We start from the raw sequence: 19,700 nt of genomic DNA, 5'->3' as shown, positions 1-19,700 counted from the left end.
TAAGTCGGGACCTAAGGCGAGGCCGACAGGCGTAGTCGATGGATAACCGGTTGATATTCCGGTACCCGCTGTGAAGCGTCAAACATCGAGCATCGTGATGCTAAGGCCGTGAAGCCGCCCTGATCTCTTCGGAGTTGAGGGGAGTGGTGGAGCCGCCGAACCAAGCGGTTAGTAGGTGAGTGATGGGGTGACGCAGGAAGGTAGTCCATCCCGGGCGGTGGTTGTCCCGGGGTAAGGGTGTAGGCCGCAAGGTAGGTAAATCCGCCTTGCATACGGCTGAGACCTGATGCCGAGCCGATTGTGGTGAAGTGGATGATCCTATGCTGTCGAGAAAAGCCTCTAGCGAGTTTCATGGCGGCCCGTACCCTAAACCGACTCAGGTGGTCAGGTAGAGAATACCGAGGCGTTCGGGTGAACTATGGTTAAGGAACTCGGCAAAATGCCCCCGTAACTTCGGGAGAAGGGGGGCCACATCCGGTGACGAGTCTTGCACTCCGAGCTGGGGGTGGCCGCAGAGACCAGCGAGAAGCGACTGTTTACTAAAAACACAGGTCCGTGCGAAGCCGTAAGGCGATGTATACGGACTGACGCCTGCCCGGTGCTGGAACGTTAAGGGGACCGGTTAGCTTGGATTCGTCCAGGCGAAGCTGAGAACTTAAGCGCCAGTAAACGGCGGTGGTAACTATAACCATCCTAAGGTAGCGAAATTCCTTGTCGGGTAAGTTCCGACCTGCACGAATGGCGTAACGACTTCTCGACTGTCTCAACCATAGGTCCGGTGAAATTGCACTACGAGTAAAGATGCTCGTTTCGCGCAGCAGGACGGAAAGACCCCGGGACCTTTACTACAGTTTGATATTGGTGTTCGGTTCGGCTTGTGTAGGATAGCTGGGAGACTTTGAAGCTCACACGCCAGTGTGGGTGGAGTCGTCGTTGAAATACCAGTCTGGTCGTGCTGGATGTCTAACCTGGGTCCGTGATCCGGATCAGGGACAGTGTCTGATGGGTAGTTTAACTGGGGCGGTTGCCTCCTAAAGAGTAACGGAGGCGCCCAAAGGTTCCCTCAGCCTGGTTGGCAATCAGGTGTTGAGTGTAAGTGCACAAGGGAGCTTGACTGTGAGACCGACGGGTCGAGCAGGGACGAAAGTCGGGACTAGTGATCCGGCGGTGGCTTGTGGAAGCGCCGTCGCTCAACGGATAAAAGGTACCCCGGGGATAACAGGCTGATCTTCCCCAAGAGTCCATATCGACGGGATGGTTTGGCACCTCGATGTCGGCTCGTCGCATCCTGGGGCTGGAGTCGGTCCCAAGGGTTGGGCTGTTCGCCCATTAAAGCGGTACGCGAGCTGGGTTTAGAACGTCGTGAGACAGTTCGGTCCCTATCCGCTGTGCGCGTAGGAGTCTTGAGAAGGGCTGTCCCTAGTACGAGAGGACCGGGACGGACGAACCTCTGGTGTGCCAGTTGTCCTGCCAAGGGCATGGCTGGTTGGCTACGTTCGGGAGGGATAACCGCTGAAAGCATCTAAGCGGGAAGCCTGCTTCGAGATGAGGACTCCCACCCCCTTGAGGGGTTAAGGCTCCCAGTAGACGACTGGGTTGATAGGCCGGATCTGGAAGCACCGCAAGGTGTGGAGGTGACCGGTACTAATAGGCCGAGGGCTTGTCCTCAGTTGCTCGCGTCCACTGTGTTGGTTCTGAAACCACGAACAACCCGCCCCCGGTCACAGGGGCGGCTGGTTGTCTGTTTCATAGTGTTTCGGTGGTCATAGCGTAGGGGAAACGCCCGGTTACATTCCGAACCCGGAAGCTAAGCCTTACAGCGCCGATGGTACTGCAGGGGGGACCCTGTGGGAGAGTAGGACGCCGCCGAACTCCTTTTAGAGCTCTGGCTCTTGGGCACACAGCCCGAGAGCCAGAGCTTTTTTGCGTTGAGGTAAGGTCAGTGAGCATCATTGGCTCGTTTCCCACCAGGAGGCCCCCGCGTGGAGGTCCAGGAGACCCGCGTGCAGACCGACCGGGTCCTCACCATCCCGAACATCCTGAGCATGGCGCGCCTCGCCGGCGTGCCGCTCTTCCTGTGGCTCATCCTCCGCCCCGAGTTCGGCGGCCCGCAGAGCGACGGATGGGCGCTGTTGGTGCTGGCTCTGAGCGGGGTCAGTGACTACCTGGACGGGAAGCTCGCGCGGCGCTGGAACCAGATCAGCAGCCTCGGGCGGCTCCTGGACCCCGCGGCGGACCGGCTCTACATCCTGTCGACGCTGGTGGGCCTCACCTGGCGGGAGATCCTCCCACTCTGGTTGACACTTGTACTTCTTGCCCGCGAGGCGGTCCTGCTCGTGATGGTGGGCATCCTCCGTCGGCACGGCTATCCGCCGCCACAGGTGAACTTCCTGGGCAAGGCGGCCACCTTCAACCTCATGTACGCCTTCCCCCTGCTGCTGCTCAGCGACGGCAGCGGGTGGATCGCGTCACTCGCCGCTGTTTTCGGATGGGCGTTCGCCGGATGGGGTACAACCCTGTACTGGTGGGCAGGTGTTCTCTACGTGGTGCAGGTCCGCCGCCTGGTCCGTGCGGACGCCACTGCCGATTGAACTCCCAGATGGTGCGGCCCAGTGGCCGGATGGCCCGCGCTGGAAAAGTGCGGGACCCTGGACGGGTGAAGTCGGCTTAACCGTCGTCTCTTAGAGGAGGACGCTTCCGACATGAAGGCCGTCGTGATGGCTGGAGGCGAAGGCACCCGCCTTCGTCCCATGACCTCGAGCATGCCCAAGCCGCTCCTGCCGGTGGCCAACCGGCCGATCATGGAGCATGTGCTGCGGCTGTTGAAAAGGCATGGGCTCAACGAGACCGTCGTCACCGTTCAATTCCTGGCCTCCTTGGTCAAGAACTACTTCGGTGATGGCGAAGAGCTCGGGATGGAGCTCACGTATGCCAATGAGGAGAAGCCACTCGGTACCGCCGGAAGCGTCAAGAACGCCGAGGAGGCATTGAAGGACGATGCCTTCCTCGTCATTTCCGGCGATGCCCTGACCGACTTCGATCTCACCGACCTGATCAATTTCCACAAGGAAAAGGGCGCGCTCGTCACCGTGTGTCTGACACGCGTGCCCAACCCGCTGGAATTCGGCATCACCATCGTCGACGAAGAGGGCAAGGTCGAGCGCTTCCTGGAGAAGCCGACCTGGGGCCAGGTCTTCTCGGACACGGTGAACACCGGTATCTACGTCATGGAGCCCGAGGTCTTCGACTACGTCGACCCCGATGTGCCCGTGGACTGGTCCGGCGACGTCTTCCCGCAGCTGATGAAGGAAGGCAAGCCCGTCTACGGCTACGTCGCCGAGGGCTACTGGGAGGACGTCGGCACCCACGAGAGCTACGTCAAGGCCCAGGCCGACGTTCTGGAACGCAAGGTCGACGTTGACATCGACGGCTTCGAGATGTCTCCGGGCGTCTGGGTGGCCGAAGGCGCCGAGGTGCATCCGGACGCCGTGCTGCGGGGGCCGCTGTACATCGGTGACTACGCGAAGGTCGAGGCCGGCGCCGAGATCCGCGAACACACGGTCGTCGGCTCCAACGTCGTCGTCAAGAGCGGCGCCTTTCTCCACAAGGCCGTGGTGGCCGACAACGTGTACGTCGGCCCGCAGAGCAATCTGCGGGGCTGCGTGGTCGGCAGGAACACCGACATCATGCGTGCCGCGCGGATCGAGGACGGCGCGGTCATCGGCGACGAATGCCTGGTCGGCGAAGAATCGATCATCCAGGGCAACGTGCGGGTCTACCCGTTCAAGACCATCGAGGCCGGAGCCTTCGTCAACACCTCGGTCATCTGGGAGTCCCGGGGCCAGGCGCATCTGTTCGGGGCGCGGGGCGTGTCCGGCATCCTGAACGTGGAGATCACGCCGGAACTGGCGGTACGGCTGGCCGGCGCCTATGCGACCACCCTGAAGAAGGGCTCCACCGTCACCACGGCCCGTGACCACTCCCGTGGTGCCCGTGCGCTGAAGCGGGCGGTGATCTCCGCGTTGCAGGCCAGCGCCATCGACGTACGCGACCTGGAGAACGTACCGCTGCCCGTGGCGCGGCAGCAGACCGCGCGGGGCAGTGCCGGCGGGATCATGATCCGGACCACCCTCGGGGTGCCGGACTCCGTCGACATCATGTTCTTCGACGGGCAGGGCGCCGACCTGTCGCAGGGCAGCCAGCGGAAGCTCGACCGGGTGTTCGCGCGGCAGGAGTACCGGCGCGCGTTCCCCGGCGAGATCGGGGACCTGCACTTCCCGTCCAGCGTGTTCGACTCGTACACCGGATCACTGCTGCGGAACGTCGACATCACGGGGATCGCGGACTCCGGCCTCAAGGTGGTCGTCGACGCCTCCAACGGCAGTGCCGGGCTGGTGCTGCCCAGTCTGCTCGGCAAGCTCGGTGTCGACTCGCTGACCATCAACCCCGGACTCGACGAGTCCAGGCCGACCGAGACCGCCGACGTGCGGCGGTCGGGGCTGGTGCGGCTCGGGGAGATCGTGGCGTCCTCCCGGGCGGCCTTCGGGGTGCGGTTCGACCCGGTCGGCGAGCGGCTGTCGCTGGTCGACGAGAAGGGCCGCATCATCGAGGACGACCGGGCGCTGCTGGTGCTGCTCGACCTGATCGCGGCCGAGAGGCGCAGCGGGCGGGTCGCCCTGCCCGTGACGACCACCAGGATCGCCGAGCAGGTCGCCGCGTACCACGGCACCCAGGTGGAGTGGACGACCACCTCGCCGGACGACCTGACACGGGTCGGCGGTGAGGAAGGGGCCATCTTCGGCGGCGACGGCAAGGGCGGCTTCATCGTCCCCGAGTTCAGCAGTGTCTACGACGGCACGGCGGCGTTCGTGCGGTTGATCGGGCTCGTCGCGCGGACGCAGCTCACGCTGAGCCAGATCGATGCGCGGATCCCGCGGGCGCACGTCCTCAAGCGTGACCTGGCGACTCCGTGGGCCGTCAAGGGCCTCGTGATGCGGCGCGTCGTCGAGGCCGCAGGGGACCGCTCGGTCGACACGACCGACGGTGTGCGCGTGGTGGAGGCCGACGGACGCTGGGTGATGGTGCTCCCCGACCCGGCCGAGGCGGTGACCCATCTGTGGGCCGAGGGTCCGGACGACGCCTCCGCGCAGGCGCTGCTGGACGAGTGGGCCGCGGTGGTGGACAGCGCCGGCCGCTAGACCACACCGCACGCGTGCGTGCCGGACAAGTGTCCCCAAGGGGGCCTGTCCGGCACGCCGGTGGGGCCATTCGGAGGTAGTGGCGGCGACGTGCGACGATGTGCGGCATGCCGCAGCAACCCCCCGTTCGGAGCACATCCACGCGGCCCGCGCGCCCGGACGCGTCCATGTCCTTGCTCACCAACGTCATGGACCACAGCCTCGACGACGGCTACGCCGAGGCGGCCGAGCGGAAGAAGGCCGAGGGCGGCGGCGGTATGCCGAAGACCCTGCGGGCCAAGCTCGGACTGGCCGCCGGCCTGGTGCTGGCGGCCCTGGTCGTCACGGTCGGCGCGGCTCAGGCACGGGTGGCCGCTCCCGTGGTCGCCAAGGAGCGCGAGGAGCTGATCGACCGCATAGAGGGGGAGACCTCGGCGGCCGACAAGCTGGAGACGAGCGTCGACGAGCTGCGGGACGAGGTGGGCGCGCGGCAGCGCGAGGCGCTGGACAAGAGCGGCGCCGGCGACCGGGCCGACCTGGTGGGCATCCTGTCGGGCGCGGTCGAGGTGCACGGCCCGGGCGTGAAGCTCGTGGTGAACGACGCCAAGGACGTGGGCACGGGCGGCGACGGGCAGCCGCGCGGCACCTCCGGGTTCTCCGACACCGGCCGGGTCCGGGACCGGGACATGCAGCGCGTGGTCAACGGGCTGTGGGAGTCGGGCGCCGAGGCGATCTCCATCAACGGTCAGCGTCTGACGGCACTGTCGGCGATCAGGGCCGCCGGTGACGCGATACTGGTCGACAACAGGCCGCTGGTGCCGCCGTACACGGTGCTGGCGGTGGGCGGCGGCGAGCGGCTGAGCAGCACCTTCCAGGACAGCGCCGACGGGTTGTACCTGCACGCCCTTCAGGAGAACTACGGCATCCGGACGGCCATCTCCGTGGCGAAGGACCTTCGGCTGCCCGCCGCACCGAGTGTGATCGTACGTACAGCACAGCCGATAACCGAGAAGGGCACATCGTGATCGCCGTACTGGGCCTCGTCGTGGGAGTCGTGGCCGGACTGTTGGTCCGGCCCGAGGTGCCGGCGGCCGTGGAGCCTTACCTGCCGATCGCCGTCGTGGCGGCGCTGGACGCCGTCTTCGGTGGTCTGCGGGCCATGCTCGACGGCATCTTCGACGACAAGGTCTTCGTGGTGTCCTTCCTGTCGAACGTGGTCGTGGCCGCGCTGATCGTGTTCCTGGGCGACAAGCTGGGCGTCGGTGCCCAGCTGTCCACCGGTGTCGTGGTCGTTCTCGGCATCCGGATCTTCTCCAACGCCGCGGCGATCCGACGCCACGTCTTCCGGGCGTGAGGCCGATGAGCGACCACGACGAGCAGCCCGCGAACCGGCTGCGCAAGGAACTGCCCGACGAGGTGGCGCCGGCGCAGGACGCCCCCGGCGCCGACACTCCCGAGGAGCCGCAGCCGGTGCAGGGCGGGCCGAGCGGCCGGGAGCGGCTGCTCAAGGGCCTCTGGCCGCCACGCCTGACCAGGGCCCAACTCATCGTCGCCCTGCTCCTGTTCGGGCTGGGATTCGGGCTCGCGGTCCAGGTGGCGTCGAACAGCGAGAGCGACGGCGCGCTGCGCGGTGCCCGGCAGGAGGATCTGGTGCGCATCCTCGATGAACTGGACGACCGTACTCAGCGTCTTGAAGACGAGAAGCAGGGCCTCGAGAAGCAGCGCGACGAGCTGGAGAACAGCTCCGACCAGGCGGAGGAGGCCCGCAAGCAGACGCTGGAGAAGGAGCGGCAACTGGGCATCCTCGCGGGCACCGTGGCCGCGCAGGGGCCCGGCATCACGGTGACGGTCCAGGACACGAAGGGAGCGGTCGAGGCCGACATGCTGCTCGACGCGATCCAGGAGCTGCGTGCGGCGGGCGCGGAGGCGATCCAGGTGAACGGTGTGAGGGTCGTCGCCGGCACCTACCTCGCGGACTCCGACAAGTCCGTGAGCGTGGACGGGAACAAGATCAACGCGCCCTATCGTTTCCAGGTCATCGGCAAGCCGCAGGACCTCGAACCGGCTCTCAACATTCCTGGAGGCGTGGTGCAGACTCTGGAAAAAGAACAGGCCACCGTTACTGTTGAGCGGTCGAGCAAGATCGTCGTGGACGCCTTGCGAGCGGCGGAGCGGCCTGACTACGCTCGGTCGTCCTCCCAGTGAACCGGCGGTGCATGGGGGACGTCCGGCTAGGGCATGAGGTTGCGGGGGGTCGGCGCACCGATTGGGTGGTGCGTGGTGGAAACTGTCTGGTGGAGACGGACGTTGTGAAGATGTCCGGGTCGGTCAGTACGGTCAGTCAGGGTTCGTCCTGCCCCACGGGCGGGTCTGTTTCGGTCAAGGGGAATCGCCCGTGAAGTTGTTTGCGAAGTTGTTCGGCAAGAGCGCGCGAGAGGGCAGTGACAACGCGACCGCCCGCCATCGCGCCCAGCCCGACGCGGAGGGCCGACGCCCGATGTTCCGGGACCAGGTGGGTGGTCCGGGCGGTGACATTCCCGGTGGTCAGGGCGCGCCGTCTGTTGACCCTGCACAGTCCGGCGGCATAGGTTTCGGGCAACCGTCAACCTCAGGTGCGGGTGGAGGGTTCAACCCCGGTCCGTACGCGTCGAACGCCCCGGCGGGGCAGCCGCGGCAGGAGGATCCGTCCATGTCGGCCCTGGTGTGTACGAGGTGCGGCAACCGCAACGCGGAGAACAGCCGCTTCTGCTCCAACTGCGGTGCCCCGCTGCGTGCCGGCGCGGTTCCGGAGCGTGCCTCCGAGACGACCTCCACGATCTCCATCTCGGGTCTCGAGGCGTACGACGCCGAGGTCACCGGTCAGACCGCGGTCCCGGCGCTCTCGCCCGAGGCGCAGGCGGCCGTGGACGCGTTGCCGCTCGGCTCCGCGCTCTTGGTCGTGCGCCGCGGTCCGAACTCGGGCAGCCGCTTCCTGCTGGACGGTGAGCTGACCACCGCCGGGCGTCACCCGCAGAGCGACATCTTCCTGGACGACGTGACGGTCTCGCGCCGGCACGTGGAGTTCCGCCGTAGTCCGGACGGTTCCTTCACGGTCGCCGACGTGGGCAGCCTGAACGGCACGTACGTCAACCGGGAGCGCATCGACCAGGTCGCCCTGTCGAACGGTGACGAGGTGCAGATCGGCAAGTACCGGCTGGTGTTCTACGCGAGCCAGCGGGGTTACTGACCCGAACCTCCAGGGAAGGTCCATGCTGCATACACCGAGCGGCGGTGCCGGTCACGGCGCCGCCGCCACGGACAGTGGGCTGATGAGCATCGGCACGGTGCTGAACGTGCTGCGTGACGAGTTCCCCGACATCAGCATCTCCAAGATCCGCTTCCTGGAGTCCGAGGGCCTCGTCGAGCCCCGGCGGACCCCGGCCGGGTACCGCAAGTTCAGCGCGCACGACGTGGAGCGTCTGGGCCGGGTGCTGCGGATGCAGCGGGACCACTATCTGCCGCTCAAGGTCATCCGTGAGCACTTGGACGCCGTGGAGCGCGGTGAGGCGGTGTCGTTGCCCACGGTCGGCCGGCAGCGGGACGGGGAAGCGGTTGCGGAAGCCGCCGAGAGCCCGACCGTCGCCCGGATCGGACGGGACGAGCTGCTCGCCGCGGCCGGGATCGACGACCAGGAGCTGAAGGAGTGGGAGTCCTACGGGCTCCTCGCCCCCCTGCCCGACGGGGCGTACGACGCCGAGGCGGTCACCGTGGCGTCGCTGGTGACGCAGCTGGGGCGCTTCGGGATCGAGCCGAGGCACCTGCGGGTGATGAAGGCCGCCGCCGACCGGGACGCCGGGCTCGTGGACCAGGTGGTCGCCCCGCTGAAACGACACCGCAACCCCCAGACCAGGGCACACGCGGAAGCGCGCACCAAGGAGCTGGCGGGCCTGGCGGTGAAGCTGCACGCGGCGCTGGTACAGACCGCGCTCGGCGTGCGGCTTCCCTGAAACGGGCCTGTTCGGAGCCCCGGATCGCCCAGTCGATCCCGGCCCGACTACCCAAACGTCCCGGGCACGGCCTAGGGTTGCTGTGTGAACGAGCTCGATGTCGTAGGTGTCCGGGTCGAGATGCCCTCCAACCAACCGATCGTGCTGCTGCGCGAGGTGGGAGGCGACCGCTACCTTCCCATCTGGATCGGACCGGGCGAGGCGACGGCGATCGCCTTCGCCCAGCAGGGCATGGCTCCGGCACGGCCGCTGACCCACGACCTGTTCAAGGACGTGCTGGAAGCCGTCGGCCAGGAGCTCACCGAGGTACGCATCACCGACCTGCGCGACGGGGTGTTCTACGCCGAGCTGGTCTTCGCCAGCGGCGTCGAGGTCAGCGCCAGGCCCTCCGACGCCATAGCGCTGGCCCTGCGCACCGGGACGCCGATCTACGGCAGCGACACGGTCCTCGACGACGCGGGCATCGCGATCCCGGACGAGCAGGAGGACGAGGTGGAGAAGTTCCGCGAGTTCCTCGACCAGATCTCGCCGGAGGACTTCGGGACGAGCAACCAGTAGGGTTTCCCCAAATCAGGGCACGCGAAACCACTCTTAGGGTGATTATCACTCGGCGTGCCGAGTGTGGCGATCGTTGACGCACCCTTGGTGACTGCCTACCTTCGAGGAGGCAGGTCAAGGACGGAGGTCGGCGTGAGGATCAGCGGCGACGGTACGGCTGGGGGTGGCCCCGGGCACGGTCTCGGGGCAAGTGGTCCGTACCCTCCCCAGGACTCTCGGCTCCGCGCGGGCGGGGGGTACGCCCAGCAGGCAGGCGCGCCCGATTCCGCTCCGCAGCGGCCGGCCGCCGTGCCGACCAGCGGAGGGGCGGCGTCCATGACGTCCGAGGAGATCGGCTACCGCGGGCCGACGGCCTGCGCGGCCGCCGGCATCACCTACCGGCAGCTCGACTACTGGGCCCGCACGGGGCTCGTCGAACCCAGCGTGCGTCCGGCCCACGGCTCGGGCACGCAGCGCCTGTACAGCTTCCGCGACGTGGTCGTGCTGAAGATCGTCAAACGCTTCCTCGACACCGGGGTGTCCCTCCAGAACATCCGGACCGCCGTCCAGCACCTGCGGGAGCGCGGCTTCCGTGACCTGGAGCGGATGACGATGATGAGCGACGGCGCCACGGTCTACGAGTGCACCTCGCCCGACGAGGTGCACGCCCTGCTCCAGGGCGGTCAGGGCATCTTCGGGATCGCCGTCGGGGTGGTCTGGCGAGACGTGGAGAGCGCGCTGTCCCAGCTGCACGGCGAGCGGATCGACACGGGGGAGACCCTGGTCGGGCACAATCCGGCGGACGAGCTGGCGCGACGCCGCAACAGGGCGGTCTGAGCGGCGCGCCGGTCCGCCCGGCGCGCGGGCCGTCCGGTGGCGGCCGCATTGTCAGTGGCGTAGGGCAGCATCGGAGATGTGAGAACCGCGCCCACGATCCTGCATCTCGACATGGATGCCTTCTTCGCCTCGGTGGAGCAGGCGTCCAAGCCGAGTCTGCGCGGGAAGGCCGTGGTGGTCGGCGGCCTGGGGCCGCGAGGCGTCGTCGCCACCTGCTCGTACGAGGCGCGCGTCTTCGGCGTCCACTCGGCGATGCCCATGGGCCAGGCCAGGCGGCTGGCGCCCAACGCCGCGTATCTCGTCCCGCGGTTCGAGCTGTACCGGTCGATCAGCGAACAGGTGATGCGGCTGCTCAGGGAGTTGTCCCCGCTGGTGGAGCCGCTGAGCCTGGACGAGGCGTTCGTGGACCTGGAGGCCGGTGGGACGGCCTGGGACGCGGCGTCGGCGCGGCTGGCCGGGACGCAGCTGCGCACGGACATCCGCGCCGTCACGGGCCTCACCGGTTCTGTGGGACTGGCCGCCTCCAAGATGCTGGCCAAGATCGCCTCCGAGGAGGCCAAGCCCGACGGGCTGGTCCTGATCCCGCCGGGGACGGAGCGGGCCATGCTGGAGCCCATGTCCGTGCGGACCCTGCCCGGCGTCGGCCCGGCGACCGGCGACCATCTGCGCCGGGCCGGCATCACCACGGTCGGGGAACTGGCCGAGGCGGGCGAGGACGAGTTGGTGAGGCTGGTGGGCAAGGCGCACGGACACGGCCTGTACGCCATGGCCCTGGCGCTCGACGAGCGGCCCGTGGTGGCCGAGCGGGAGACCAAGTCCGTGTCGGTCGAGGACACCTACGACGTGGACATCCACGACCGGGTGCGGGTCGGCGTGGAGGTGGGCCGGCTGGCCGACCGGTGTGTGCGCCGGCTGCGCGCGTCGGGGCTGTCCGGGCGGACCATCGTGCTCAAGGTGCGCAGATACGACTTCTCCACGCTGACGCGCTCCGAGACGCTGCGCGGGCCCACGGACGACCCGGCGGTGGTGCGGGAGGCCGCCGCCCGGCTGCTGGACTCGGTGGACACCACGGGCGGTGTGCGGCTGCTCGGGGTCGGCGTCAGCGGCCTGGCCGACTACACGCAGGAGGACCTGTTCGCGCAGGCGGCGGGGGGCAGGGCCGGTGAACTGGCCGAGGAGCCGGAGACCGAGCCCGCCGCGGAGCACCGCCCGGCACCCGCGGAGCGCCGCTGGCCGTCGGGGCACGACGTGCGGCACGCGCGGTTCGGGCACGGGTGGGTCCAGGGGAGCGGGCTGGGGCGGGTCACCGTGCGCTTCGAGACGCCGTACTCGCGGACCGGGCGGGTACGGACCTTTCCGATGGACGACCCGGAGCTGACGCCCGCGGATCCGCTGCCGCTGGTTCCGTCCGAGACGCGAAGACCCGGCGAAGGGCCGGCCAGACCGGTGGCCGGCTAGCCGTGCGTCGCGTACGTTCCGCGTCTTTCGCGGGGGCGGTGCGTCAGCTCTCCTCGTTGCCCTTGCCCGCCAGCTTGCCGAAGTCGTGGTCGGGGAGCGGGGGAGCGGCGGCCACGTCGAGGCCGTAGTGGTGGTACAGCTGGAGTTCCTGTTCCGGCGAGAGGTGGCGGCCGACGCCGAAGTCCGGTGCCTCCTTGATCAGGGCCCGGGCGAAGGGCACGCGCAGGGCGCCCTCGACCAGCTCGCTGGGCTCCAGGGGTACGAAGGCGTCCCTGCTGAAGAGGCCGGTGCGGATGGCCGCCCACTCGGGCACGCCGGTGGCATCGTCGAGGTACACCTCGTCCACGGTGCCGATCCTGGTGCCGTCGCGGTCGAATGCCTTGCGGCCTATCAGGTTCCGCGGGTCGATGTCAGTACGCACGGGCCCTCCACTTGGTCGCACTGGAATCGCACACCAGCCGCCGAATCATCCGTAAGTACTACAAAAAACTACATATGGCCGGTCGGCCACTCGAAGGTTCGTGCCGCGGGCTCGCTGGTACGCTGGCAAACGGCTGCTGACCCCGCGCGGGAGAGTCCTCCGGACATCATCGGAGGCGCCGAAGGAGCAAATCCTCCCCGGAATCTCTCAGGCTCACGTACCGCACGGACGAGGTCACTCTGGAAAGCAGAGCGGGTGTCGACGGCTTCCGCTCTCACCGACGGTGAAAGCCGGGACGCCCTCGGGCCGCCCCGGTGAAGCTCTCAGGTTGAGATGACAGAGGGGGAGGCCGTCCGGGTACCCGCGCCGTGGTGCCCCTCGCAGGTCGTCAGACCAGGAGGCCTCCGCAATGACCGCCCACCGCACTCCGCTCACCGAACTCGAACAGGCAGCGCCGTTCGAGCAGCGCCACATCGGCCCCGACCACGAGGCCCGGGCCAAGATGCTCGCGCAGGTCGGTTACGGTTCGCTCGACGAGCTGACGGCCGCCGCGGTGCCGGATGTGATCAAGAACGCCGACGCGCTGGACCTGCCCGGCGCCCGCTCCGAGGCCGAGGTACTGGCCGAGCTGCGCTCGCTGGCCGACCGCAACCAGGTCCTGGACTCCATGATCGGCCTCGGTTACTACGGCACCTTCACCCCGCCGGTCATCCTGCGCAACGTCATGGAGAACCCCTCCTGGTACACCGCGTACACGCCGTACCAGCCCGAGATCTCCCAGGGCCGCCTGGAGGCCCTGCTCAACTTCCAGACCATGGTCGCCGAGCTGACCGGCCTGCCCACCTCCGGTGCCTCCCTGCTGGACGAGGGCACCGCCGCCGCCGAGGCGATGGCGCTCTCCCGGCGCATGGGCAAGAACAAGAAGGGCCTCTTCCTGGTCGACGCGGACGTGCTGCCGCAGACCATCGCCGTGATCCGGACCCGAGCCGAGCCGACCGGCGTCGAGGTCGTCGTCGCCGACCTGAGCGAGGGCATCCCGGCCGAGATCGCCGAGCGGGAGATCAACGGCGTCCTGCTCCAGTACCCGGGCGCCTCCGGTGCCGTACGCGACATCAAGCCGGTCGTCGAGCGGGCGCACGAGCTGGGCGCGCTCGTCACGGTCGCCGCCGACCTGCTCGCCCTCACCCTGCTCACCTCGCCCGGCGAGCTGGGCGCGGACATCGCCGTGGGCACCACCCAGCGCTTCGGCGTACCGATGGGCTTCGGCGGGCCGCACGCCGGCTACATGGCCGTGCACGAGAAGTTCGCGCGGAGCCTGCCCGGCCGCCTGGTCGGCGTCTCCGTGGACGCGGACGGCAACAAGGCCTACCGCCTGGCCCTGCAGACCCGCGAGCAGCACATCCGCCGCGAGAAGGCCACCAGCAACATCTGCACCGCCCAGGTGCTGCTCGCCGTCATGGCCGGCATGTACGCCGTCTACCACGGTCCCGAGGGCCTGCGGGCCATCGCCCGGCGCACCCACCGGTACGCCTCGATCACCGCCGCGGGCCTCGCCGCGGGCGGCGTCGAGATCGTCCACGGCGCCTACTTCGACACCGTGACCGCGCGGGTGCCCGGCCGGGCCGACGCGATCGTGCACGCCGCCCGCGCGAACGGCATCAACCTGCGGCTCGTCGATGCCGACCACGTCTCCTTCGCCTGCGACGAGACCACCACGCGCGCCCAGGTCGGCGGCGTGTGGCACGCCTTCGGCGTCGAGGGCGACATCGAGGTGCTGGACGGGGAGACCGCGGAGACGTTGCCCGAGGCGCAGCTGCGCGCGGACGACTTCCTGACCCACCCCGTCTTCCACCAGCACCGCTCCGAGACCGCGATGCTGCGCTACCTGCGTCGCCTCGCCGACCGGGACTACGCGCTGGACCGCGGCATGATCCCGCTGGGCTCCTGCACCATGAAGCTCAACGCCACCACCGAGATGGAGCCGGTCACCTGGTCCGAGTTCGGCGCGCTGCACCCCTTCGCGCCCGCCGAGCAGGCGCAGGGCTACCTGACCCTCATCCGTGAGCTGGAGGAGCGGCTCGCGGAGGTCACCGGGTACGACAAGGTCTCGCTGCAGCCCAACGCCGGGTCGCAGGGCGAGTTCGCGGGCCTGCTCGCCGTACGCGGGTACCACCGGGCCAACGGCGACGAGCAGCGCACCGTCTGCCTCATCCCGTCCTCCGCGCACGGCACCAACGCGGCCAGCGCGGTGATGGCCGGCATGAAGGTCGTCGTCGTCAGGACCGCCGAGGACGGCGAGATCGACATCGAGGACCTGCGCGCCAAGATCGAGCAGTACCGTGACGAGCTGGCCGTGCTGATGATCACGTACCCGTCCACGCACGGTGTCTTCGAGGAGCACGTGGCCGACATCTGCGGCCGGGTGCACGACGCCGGCGGTCAGGTCTACGTGGACGGCGCCAACCTCAACGCCCTGGTCGGCCTCGCCAAGCCCGGACACTTCGGCGGCGACGTCTCCCACCTGAACCTGCACAAGACGTTCTGCATCCCGCACGGCGGCGGCGGCCCCGGCGTCGGCCCGGTGGCCGTACGGTCGCACCTGGCGCCGTACCTGCCCAACCACCCGATGCAGCCCGCGGCAGGCCCGCAGACGGGCGTCGGACCGATCTCGGCCGCCCCGTGGGGCTCGGCCGGCATCCTGCCGATCTCCTGGTCGTACGTGCGGCTGATGGGCGGCGAGGGCCTCAAGCGCGCCACGCAGGTGGCCGTGCTGTCCGCCAACTACATCGCCAAGCGGCTGGAGCCGCACTTCCCGGTGCTGTACACCGGCCCCGGCGGGCTGGTCGCGCACGAGTGCATCATCGACCTGCGCCCGCTGACCAAGGCGACCGGCGTGAGCGTCGACGACGTCGCCAAGCGGCTGATCGACTACGGCTTCCACGCGCCGACGATGTCCTTCCCGGTGGCCGGCACGCTGATGATCGAGCCGACCGAGTCCGAGGACCTGGCCGAGCTGGACCGGTTCTGCGAGGCGATGATCGCCATCCGCGCGGAGATCGAGAAGGTCGGCTCCGGCGCCTGGCCCGCCGACGACAACCCGCTGGGGAGGGCGCCGCACACCGCCGCGGCCCTGGGCGGTGCGTGGGAGCACGCGTACACGCGCGAGGAGGCCGTCTTCCCGGCCGGGGTGTCCGCCGCCGACAAGTACTGGCCGCCGGTGCGCCGCATCGACCAGGCCTTCGGTGACCGGAACCTCGTCTGCTCCTGCCCGCCGCTGGACGCCTACGAGGACTGATCCCCCAGACGCCCGTTACGACAGGAGGCTCCGTACCGCCCATCGGGTCGGTACGGAGCCTCCTGTCGTGTCAGGCGGTCGCGAGCGACACCTCCGTCGACTTGATCAGCGCGACGACGGGAGCGCCGACGGACAGGCCCAGGTCCTCGGCGGCCTCGTTGGTGACGACGGCGGTCAGCGCGCCGCCCTCGACGGCGATCCCGACGGACGCCATCGCACCCCCTGTGGTGAGTGCGGTGACGGTGCCGGGCAGCCGGTTGCGGATCGAGAGGCTCTCGACGCGCCCGGTGGCCAGGGCGACCTCCGTGGACTTCACCAGGGCCCGGACGGCGGTCCCCGCGGCGAGCGCCAGGTCGTCGGCGGCGTCCCGGGTGATCGCCGAGGTGAGGTCCTGGCCGCCGGAGAGGCGGACCTTGACCGTCGCCATGGCCTCGCCCGGGGTGACGGTGGTGACGGTGCCGGGGAGCTGGTTGCGGATGCTCAGGCTCATGGGCGGCACCGTAGCCCTGGGATGGAAGCTGTGCAGGGCACCCGGGGCGTTGGGTGTAACGCGATACAGCGCCAGGATGTCGTGTGGCGGGGTGTATACGGGGTGCCCCACCACCCAGCCGTCACCCCTCCCGGTGGGCGGGCCCGAGGCTTGGGGGAGGCGGCCATGACCGCGTCGGCACGGCGGATTACGGGGAGTGATCAGCCTTGGACACGCGTCGGGGCCGGTTCGCAACCGTGGCTGCGGGCCGGCCCCATGGTGCGCCGGGCGGAGTGATGTCACCCCGGCCGGCGGGTGCTCAGGCGGCGGTGATCAGACCCGCGCCGACGGGGCGGTGCGGGGCGATGATCTGGCCGTCCGGCAGAAGCTCACCGGTGTCCTCGAAGAGGACGACGCCGTTGCACAGCAGGCTCCAGCCCTGCTCCGGGTGGTGCGCCACGAGGCGGGCGGATTCCCGGTCGGCGGAGTCGGCTGACGGGCACGGTGGCTGGTGCTGACACATGAGTGGGGTCTCTCGGTCTGTGGTGATGGGTGAGTCTGCTGTCTTGTCTGTCCCGCGGCGTGAAGCGTTGTTCATGGCCGCCCCCCGTATGTTTAAGTCGGTCCGAACCCAGTGTTGCCCCACGGGCGCCGATCCGCAGGTATTTCGCAGCACCGCTTCTCACAGGTTGATGACGCATCACCCGCGCGGACGGTTCAGCCCAACTGCACTGTCACTTCGGGTGGTTCGGCATGGCCGAATGGGACTAGTCCGCGCGGGTGGAACGATGCGGGTCAGGCGGGCGAGCCCAGCAGCCCCGTCGGCGTCACCCGGTGCGTGAGGACCGGCAGCAGCTCGGCGACCCGGTGCGGACGGTGGGCCGCGATGCCCGGAGGCGCGGGCGCCAGCGGAATCAGCAGGTCGGCGGCGGCGGGGTGCCCGGCGGCGGCGTCCGCGGCGCAGTCGCCGTGCAGCCACAGCGTGAGCATGTACAGCTCGGGGACCGACAGCAGACGCGGCTGGTAGGACTGGGGCACCGACTCGGCCTGCCGCAGCGCGCGTTCGGTCGAGGCGACGTAGGGGCCCTCGAAGAAGTGCGAGAACGCCCAGCCGTCCGGGGTCAGCATGGTCTCCGCGGCCGCCACCGCCCGTTCGCCGCAGCGGATCAGGAACCGCCACCCGGCCAGCCGCGTCCCCGTCGCGCCGTCCGCCGTGACCCGGTCCAGGACGTGCACGGGCAGCGGCAGTTCGGGCGCGACGGGGCCCTGGGCGCCGAGCAGCGAGGGAGTCCGGGCCTCCCGGACCGCGGTGGGCGAGGAGAGGGCGGTGAGGACGGAGCGCAGGGCGGGCGCGGGGGCCGGCGGGACACGCAGGGGCATGGTGGGTCGCCTCTCATTCGAAGGCACGGTGGCGCGAGGGCGGAGCGGGGCGGACGACGCTGTCAGCTCACGGGGCTGGGGAGGCAGGGGCCGGGGTCCGGGAACCGAGAAGGGGGTGAGGTCTGCCGCGTGTCAGCTCGACGACGGCATCCTTCGACCGTGGGCGCCGGTCTTCTGCCTTGTTCGCGGAGTTTATACGACACGTGTTCAGACTGTGTTTCGGCTAGCCGATACCGGCAACCAGTACAAGGTTGCATTCGGTCGTGGAGATGCGGGATTTCTCCGGATTTCGAGGCGGGTGCACGACGGTGACCTCGGGGAATGTTCACCGAGCGGTCGGCCAATTGTCGTCGGCGTTTTTCACGAGTTACCCGACCCGGAAACTGCTCCACGCGCCATGCCTGGTGAATGTGCCACCGGTCACATCGGCACAGCGTAGCGGGTGCCGGGCCGCCGCGGGACGTTATCGATCGCTTCGGCTGGGCATCATCCAACCTGACCGGCCACCGGCGGCCGGATCTTCGACTGCCGCTCTCAGAAGGGAAGCTTCCATGGGGGAGAAGGTCGTGGCAGGTCAGTTCGACCTGTCCGATCGCCAGCGCTACCGCGAGAAGCTGCAGCGGTGCCTGACGGGTCTGGAGCGGCTTCTGGCGGAGAAGCGGTTCGACGAACCGAAGAACCTGATGGGGCTGGAGATCGAATTGAATCTCGTCGGTGCGGACGGGATGCCGAAAATGTTGAATGCGCAAGTCCTCGAACGCATCGCGAGTCGGGACTTCCAGACAGAACTCGCCATGTTCAACCTGGAAGTCAACATCGCTCCCCACCGGTTGGGTGGCCGGGTATTCGACCGGCTCGCCGAGGAGATCCGTACGTCCCTGGCATATGCGGACCGCAAGGCCGGCGAGGTCGACGCGGGAATCGCGATGATCGGAATTCTGCCGACGCTGGACCGGGACGATCTCGTTTCCTCCAACCTCTCCGCCGTGGACCGCTACGCCCTGCTCAACGACCAGATCGTGGCCGCCCGCGGCGAGGACTTCACCCTCGACATCGAGGGGGTCGAGCGTCTGACCTGCACCTCCAAGTCCATCGCGCCGGAGGCCGCCTGCACCTCGGTGCAACTGCACCTCCAGGTCACCCCGGACCGCTTCGCCGACGTGTGGAACGCGGCCCAGGCGGTCACCGCCGCGCAGATCGCCGTCGGCGCCAACGCGCCGTTCCTGTTCGGCCGCGAGCTGTGGCGCGAGTCGCGCCCTCCGCTGTTCCAGCAGTCCACCGACACCCGCCCGCCCGAGCTCCAGGCCCAGGGCGTCCGGCCGCGCACCTGGTTCGGGGAGCGCTGGGTGACCTCGGCCTACGACCTGTTCGAGGAGAACCGGCGGTACTTCCCGGCGCTGCTGCCGATCTGCGACGACGAGGACCCGCTGGAGGTCCTGGACGCCGGGGGAGTGCCCTCGCTCGCCGAACTCGTCCTGCACAACGGCACCGTCTACCGCTGGAACCGCCCCGTCTACGACATCGCCGACGGCGTCCCCCACCTGCGGGTGGAGAACCGCGTCCTGCCCGCCGGACCCACCGTCACCGACGTCATCGCCAACGCGGCCTTCTACTACGGTGTGGTGCGCGCGCTCGCCGAGGAGCCCCGGCCGGTGTGGACCCGGCTGCCGTTCGAGGCCGCCGCCGCCAACTTCGAGGCCGCGTGCCGGCACGGCATCGACGCCCGCTTCGAGTGGCCCCGCCGCGGCCGGCTGGGCGGCACCACCGAGGTCGACGCCGCCGTCCTCGTACGCGACGAACTGCTGCCGCTCGCCGAGGCGGGGCTGGACGCGTGGGGCGTGGAGCCCGCCGACCGGGACCTGTACCTCGGTGTGATCGAGGAGCGGTGCCGGCGCCGGGTCAACGGCGCGTCGTGGCAGGCGGCCACGTTCCACCGGGGGCTGGAGGCGGGGCTGTCCCGGGAGGACGCGCTGGCCGCCACGACCCGCCGGTACGTCGAGCTGATGCGCGAGGGTGATCCCGTGCACCTGTGGCCGGTGGGCCTGCCGGAGCCGGCGGCGCTGGGCTGACCCGCACCGGGCCGACGCCGGGTCGGCCCCGGGCCCCGCCGCGCACCGTCCCATACTGATCGGGCAAGCTG

16 protein-coding genes, 2 rRNA genes and 1 riboswitch (1 of these 19 only partly in view) are annotated in these 19,700 nt (G+C 69.0%); of the genes, 14 read left to right on the top strand and 4 right to left on the bottom strand.

Going from position 1 to position 19,700, the window contains the following annotated elements:
• The 12 genes from OIE75_RS06155 to OIE75_RS06100 form a co-directional block, all read left to right on the top strand.
• A 23S ribosomal RNA gene (locus tag OIE75_RS06155) occupies positions 1-1,668 on the top strand; it begins 1,455 nt to the left of the window's first position.
• An 87-nt stretch (positions 1,669-1,755) separates the two neighbouring features.
• A 5S ribosomal RNA gene (rrf, locus tag OIE75_RS06150) occupies positions 1,756-1,872 on the top strand.
• A gap of 110 nt (positions 1,873-1,982) precedes the next feature.
• Positions 1,983-2,591, top strand: a complete 609-nt coding sequence (locus OIE75_RS06145; RefSeq protein WP_073731463.1) for a CDP-alcohol phosphatidyltransferase family protein — start codon at positions 1,983-1,985, stop codon at positions 2,589-2,591.
• A gap of 111 nt (positions 2,592-2,702) precedes the next feature.
• Complete coding sequence (locus tag OIE75_RS06140) at positions 2,703-5,198, top strand: mannose-1-phosphate guanyltransferase (protein WP_307010360.1); 2,496 nt, start codon at positions 2,703-2,705, stop codon at positions 5,196-5,198.
• Positions 5,199-5,365: 167 nt separating this feature from the next.
• The gene (locus OIE75_RS06135; protein WP_307010358.1) at positions 5,366-6,202 is read left to right on the top strand and encodes a DUF881 domain-containing protein; all 837 of its coding nucleotides are present in this window, start codon (positions 5,366-5,368) and stop codon (positions 6,200-6,202) included.
• Positions 6,199-6,531, top strand: coding sequence for a small basic family protein (locus tag OIE75_RS06130; protein WP_003977440.1), 333 nt, complete (start codon positions 6,199-6,201; stop codon positions 6,529-6,531). Before OIE75_RS06135 ends, OIE75_RS06130 begins: the two co-directional genes overlap by 4 nt.
• A gap of 5 nt (positions 6,532-6,536) precedes the next feature.
• Positions 6,537-7,382, top strand: a complete 846-nt coding sequence (locus OIE75_RS06125) for a DUF881 domain-containing protein (protein ID WP_329469856.1) — start codon at positions 6,537-6,539, stop codon at positions 7,380-7,382.
• A 61-nt stretch (positions 7,383-7,443) separates the two neighbouring features.
• On the top strand, positions 7,444-8,403 hold the full coding sequence (locus OIE75_RS06120; RefSeq protein WP_307010336.1) for an FHA domain-containing protein: 960 nt from the start codon (positions 7,444-7,446) through the stop codon (positions 8,401-8,403).
• A gap of 22 nt (positions 8,404-8,425) precedes the next feature.
• Positions 8,426-9,163, top strand: a complete 738-nt coding sequence (gene ftsR / locus OIE75_RS06115; RefSeq protein ID WP_307010334.1) for a transcriptional regulator FtsR — start codon at positions 8,426-8,428, stop codon at positions 9,161-9,163.
• A gap of 84 nt (positions 9,164-9,247) precedes the next feature.
• The gene (locus tag OIE75_RS06110) at positions 9,248-9,721 is read left to right on the top strand and encodes a bifunctional nuclease family protein (protein WP_030189411.1); all 474 of its coding nucleotides are present in this window, start codon (positions 9,248-9,250) and stop codon (positions 9,719-9,721) included.
• Between the two features lie 132 nt (positions 9,722-9,853).
• Entirely contained in the window at positions 9,854-10,537 is a 684-nt protein-coding gene (locus tag OIE75_RS06105; RefSeq protein WP_329469854.1) for a MerR family transcriptional regulator, read from the top strand.
• Between the two features lie 78 nt (positions 10,538-10,615).
• The gene (locus OIE75_RS06100; protein WP_329469852.1) at positions 10,616-11,995 is read left to right on the top strand and encodes a DNA polymerase IV; all 1,380 of its coding nucleotides are present in this window, start codon (positions 10,616-10,618) and stop codon (positions 11,993-11,995) included.
• A gap of 43 nt (positions 11,996-12,038) precedes the next feature.
• Here the strand turns inward: OIE75_RS06100 and OIE75_RS06095 are convergent, their stop codons facing one another.
• Positions 12,039-12,416, bottom strand: coding sequence for a PRC-barrel domain-containing protein (locus OIE75_RS06095; protein WP_122621021.1), 378 nt, complete (start codon positions 12,414-12,416; stop codon positions 12,039-12,041).
• A 137-nt stretch (positions 12,417-12,553) separates the two neighbouring features.
• A riboswitch (glycine riboswitch) is annotated at positions 12,554-12,649 on the top strand.
• Between the two features lie 176 nt (positions 12,650-12,825).
• Here OIE75_RS06095 and gcvP point away from each other — a divergent pair.
• Positions 12,826-15,711, top strand: coding sequence for an aminomethyl-transferring glycine dehydrogenase (gene gcvP / locus OIE75_RS06090; protein WP_329469851.1), 2,886 nt, complete (start codon positions 12,826-12,828; stop codon positions 15,709-15,711).
• A gap of 70 nt (positions 15,712-15,781) precedes the next feature.
• On the opposite strand, the gene OIE75_RS06085 is transcribed toward gcvP, so the two are convergent.
• From OIE75_RS06085 to OIE75_RS06075, 3 genes are all read right to left on the bottom strand, one after another.
• On the bottom strand, positions 15,782-16,201 hold the full coding sequence (locus OIE75_RS06085) for a TOBE domain-containing protein (RefSeq protein WP_329469850.1): 420 nt from the start codon (positions 16,199-16,201) through the stop codon (positions 15,782-15,784).
• A gap of 298 nt (positions 16,202-16,499) precedes the next feature.
• Positions 16,500-16,703 (bottom strand): DUF5999 family protein, encoded by a 204-nt coding sequence (locus OIE75_RS06080; RefSeq protein ID WP_125494525.1) that lies wholly within the window; start codon positions 16,701-16,703, stop codon positions 16,500-16,502.
• A 272-nt stretch (positions 16,704-16,975) separates the two neighbouring features.
• Positions 16,976-17,560 carry a hypothetical protein gene (locus OIE75_RS06075; RefSeq protein ID WP_307010319.1) on the bottom strand — a complete coding sequence of 195 codons (585 nt, stop codon included), beginning with the start codon at positions 17,558-17,560 and terminating at the stop codon, positions 16,976-16,978.
• A 551-nt stretch (positions 17,561-18,111) separates the two neighbouring features.
• On the opposite strand from OIE75_RS06075, the gene OIE75_RS06070 reads away from it, so the two are divergent.
• Positions 18,112-19,629 (top strand): glutamate--cysteine ligase, encoded by a 1,518-nt coding sequence (locus OIE75_RS06070; protein ID WP_161326671.1) that lies wholly within the window; start codon positions 18,112-18,114, stop codon positions 19,627-19,629.
• Positions 19,630-19,700: the final 71 nt, after the last annotated feature.

This window comes from Streptomyces sp. NBC_01723 (genome assembly GCF_036246005.1).
Lineage (GTDB): Bacteria > Actinomycetota > Actinomycetes > Streptomycetales > Streptomycetaceae > Streptomyces.
The sequence above is the reverse complement of the archived record's forward strand: the minus strand, read 5'-3'. Positions and strand labels throughout refer to the sequence as shown.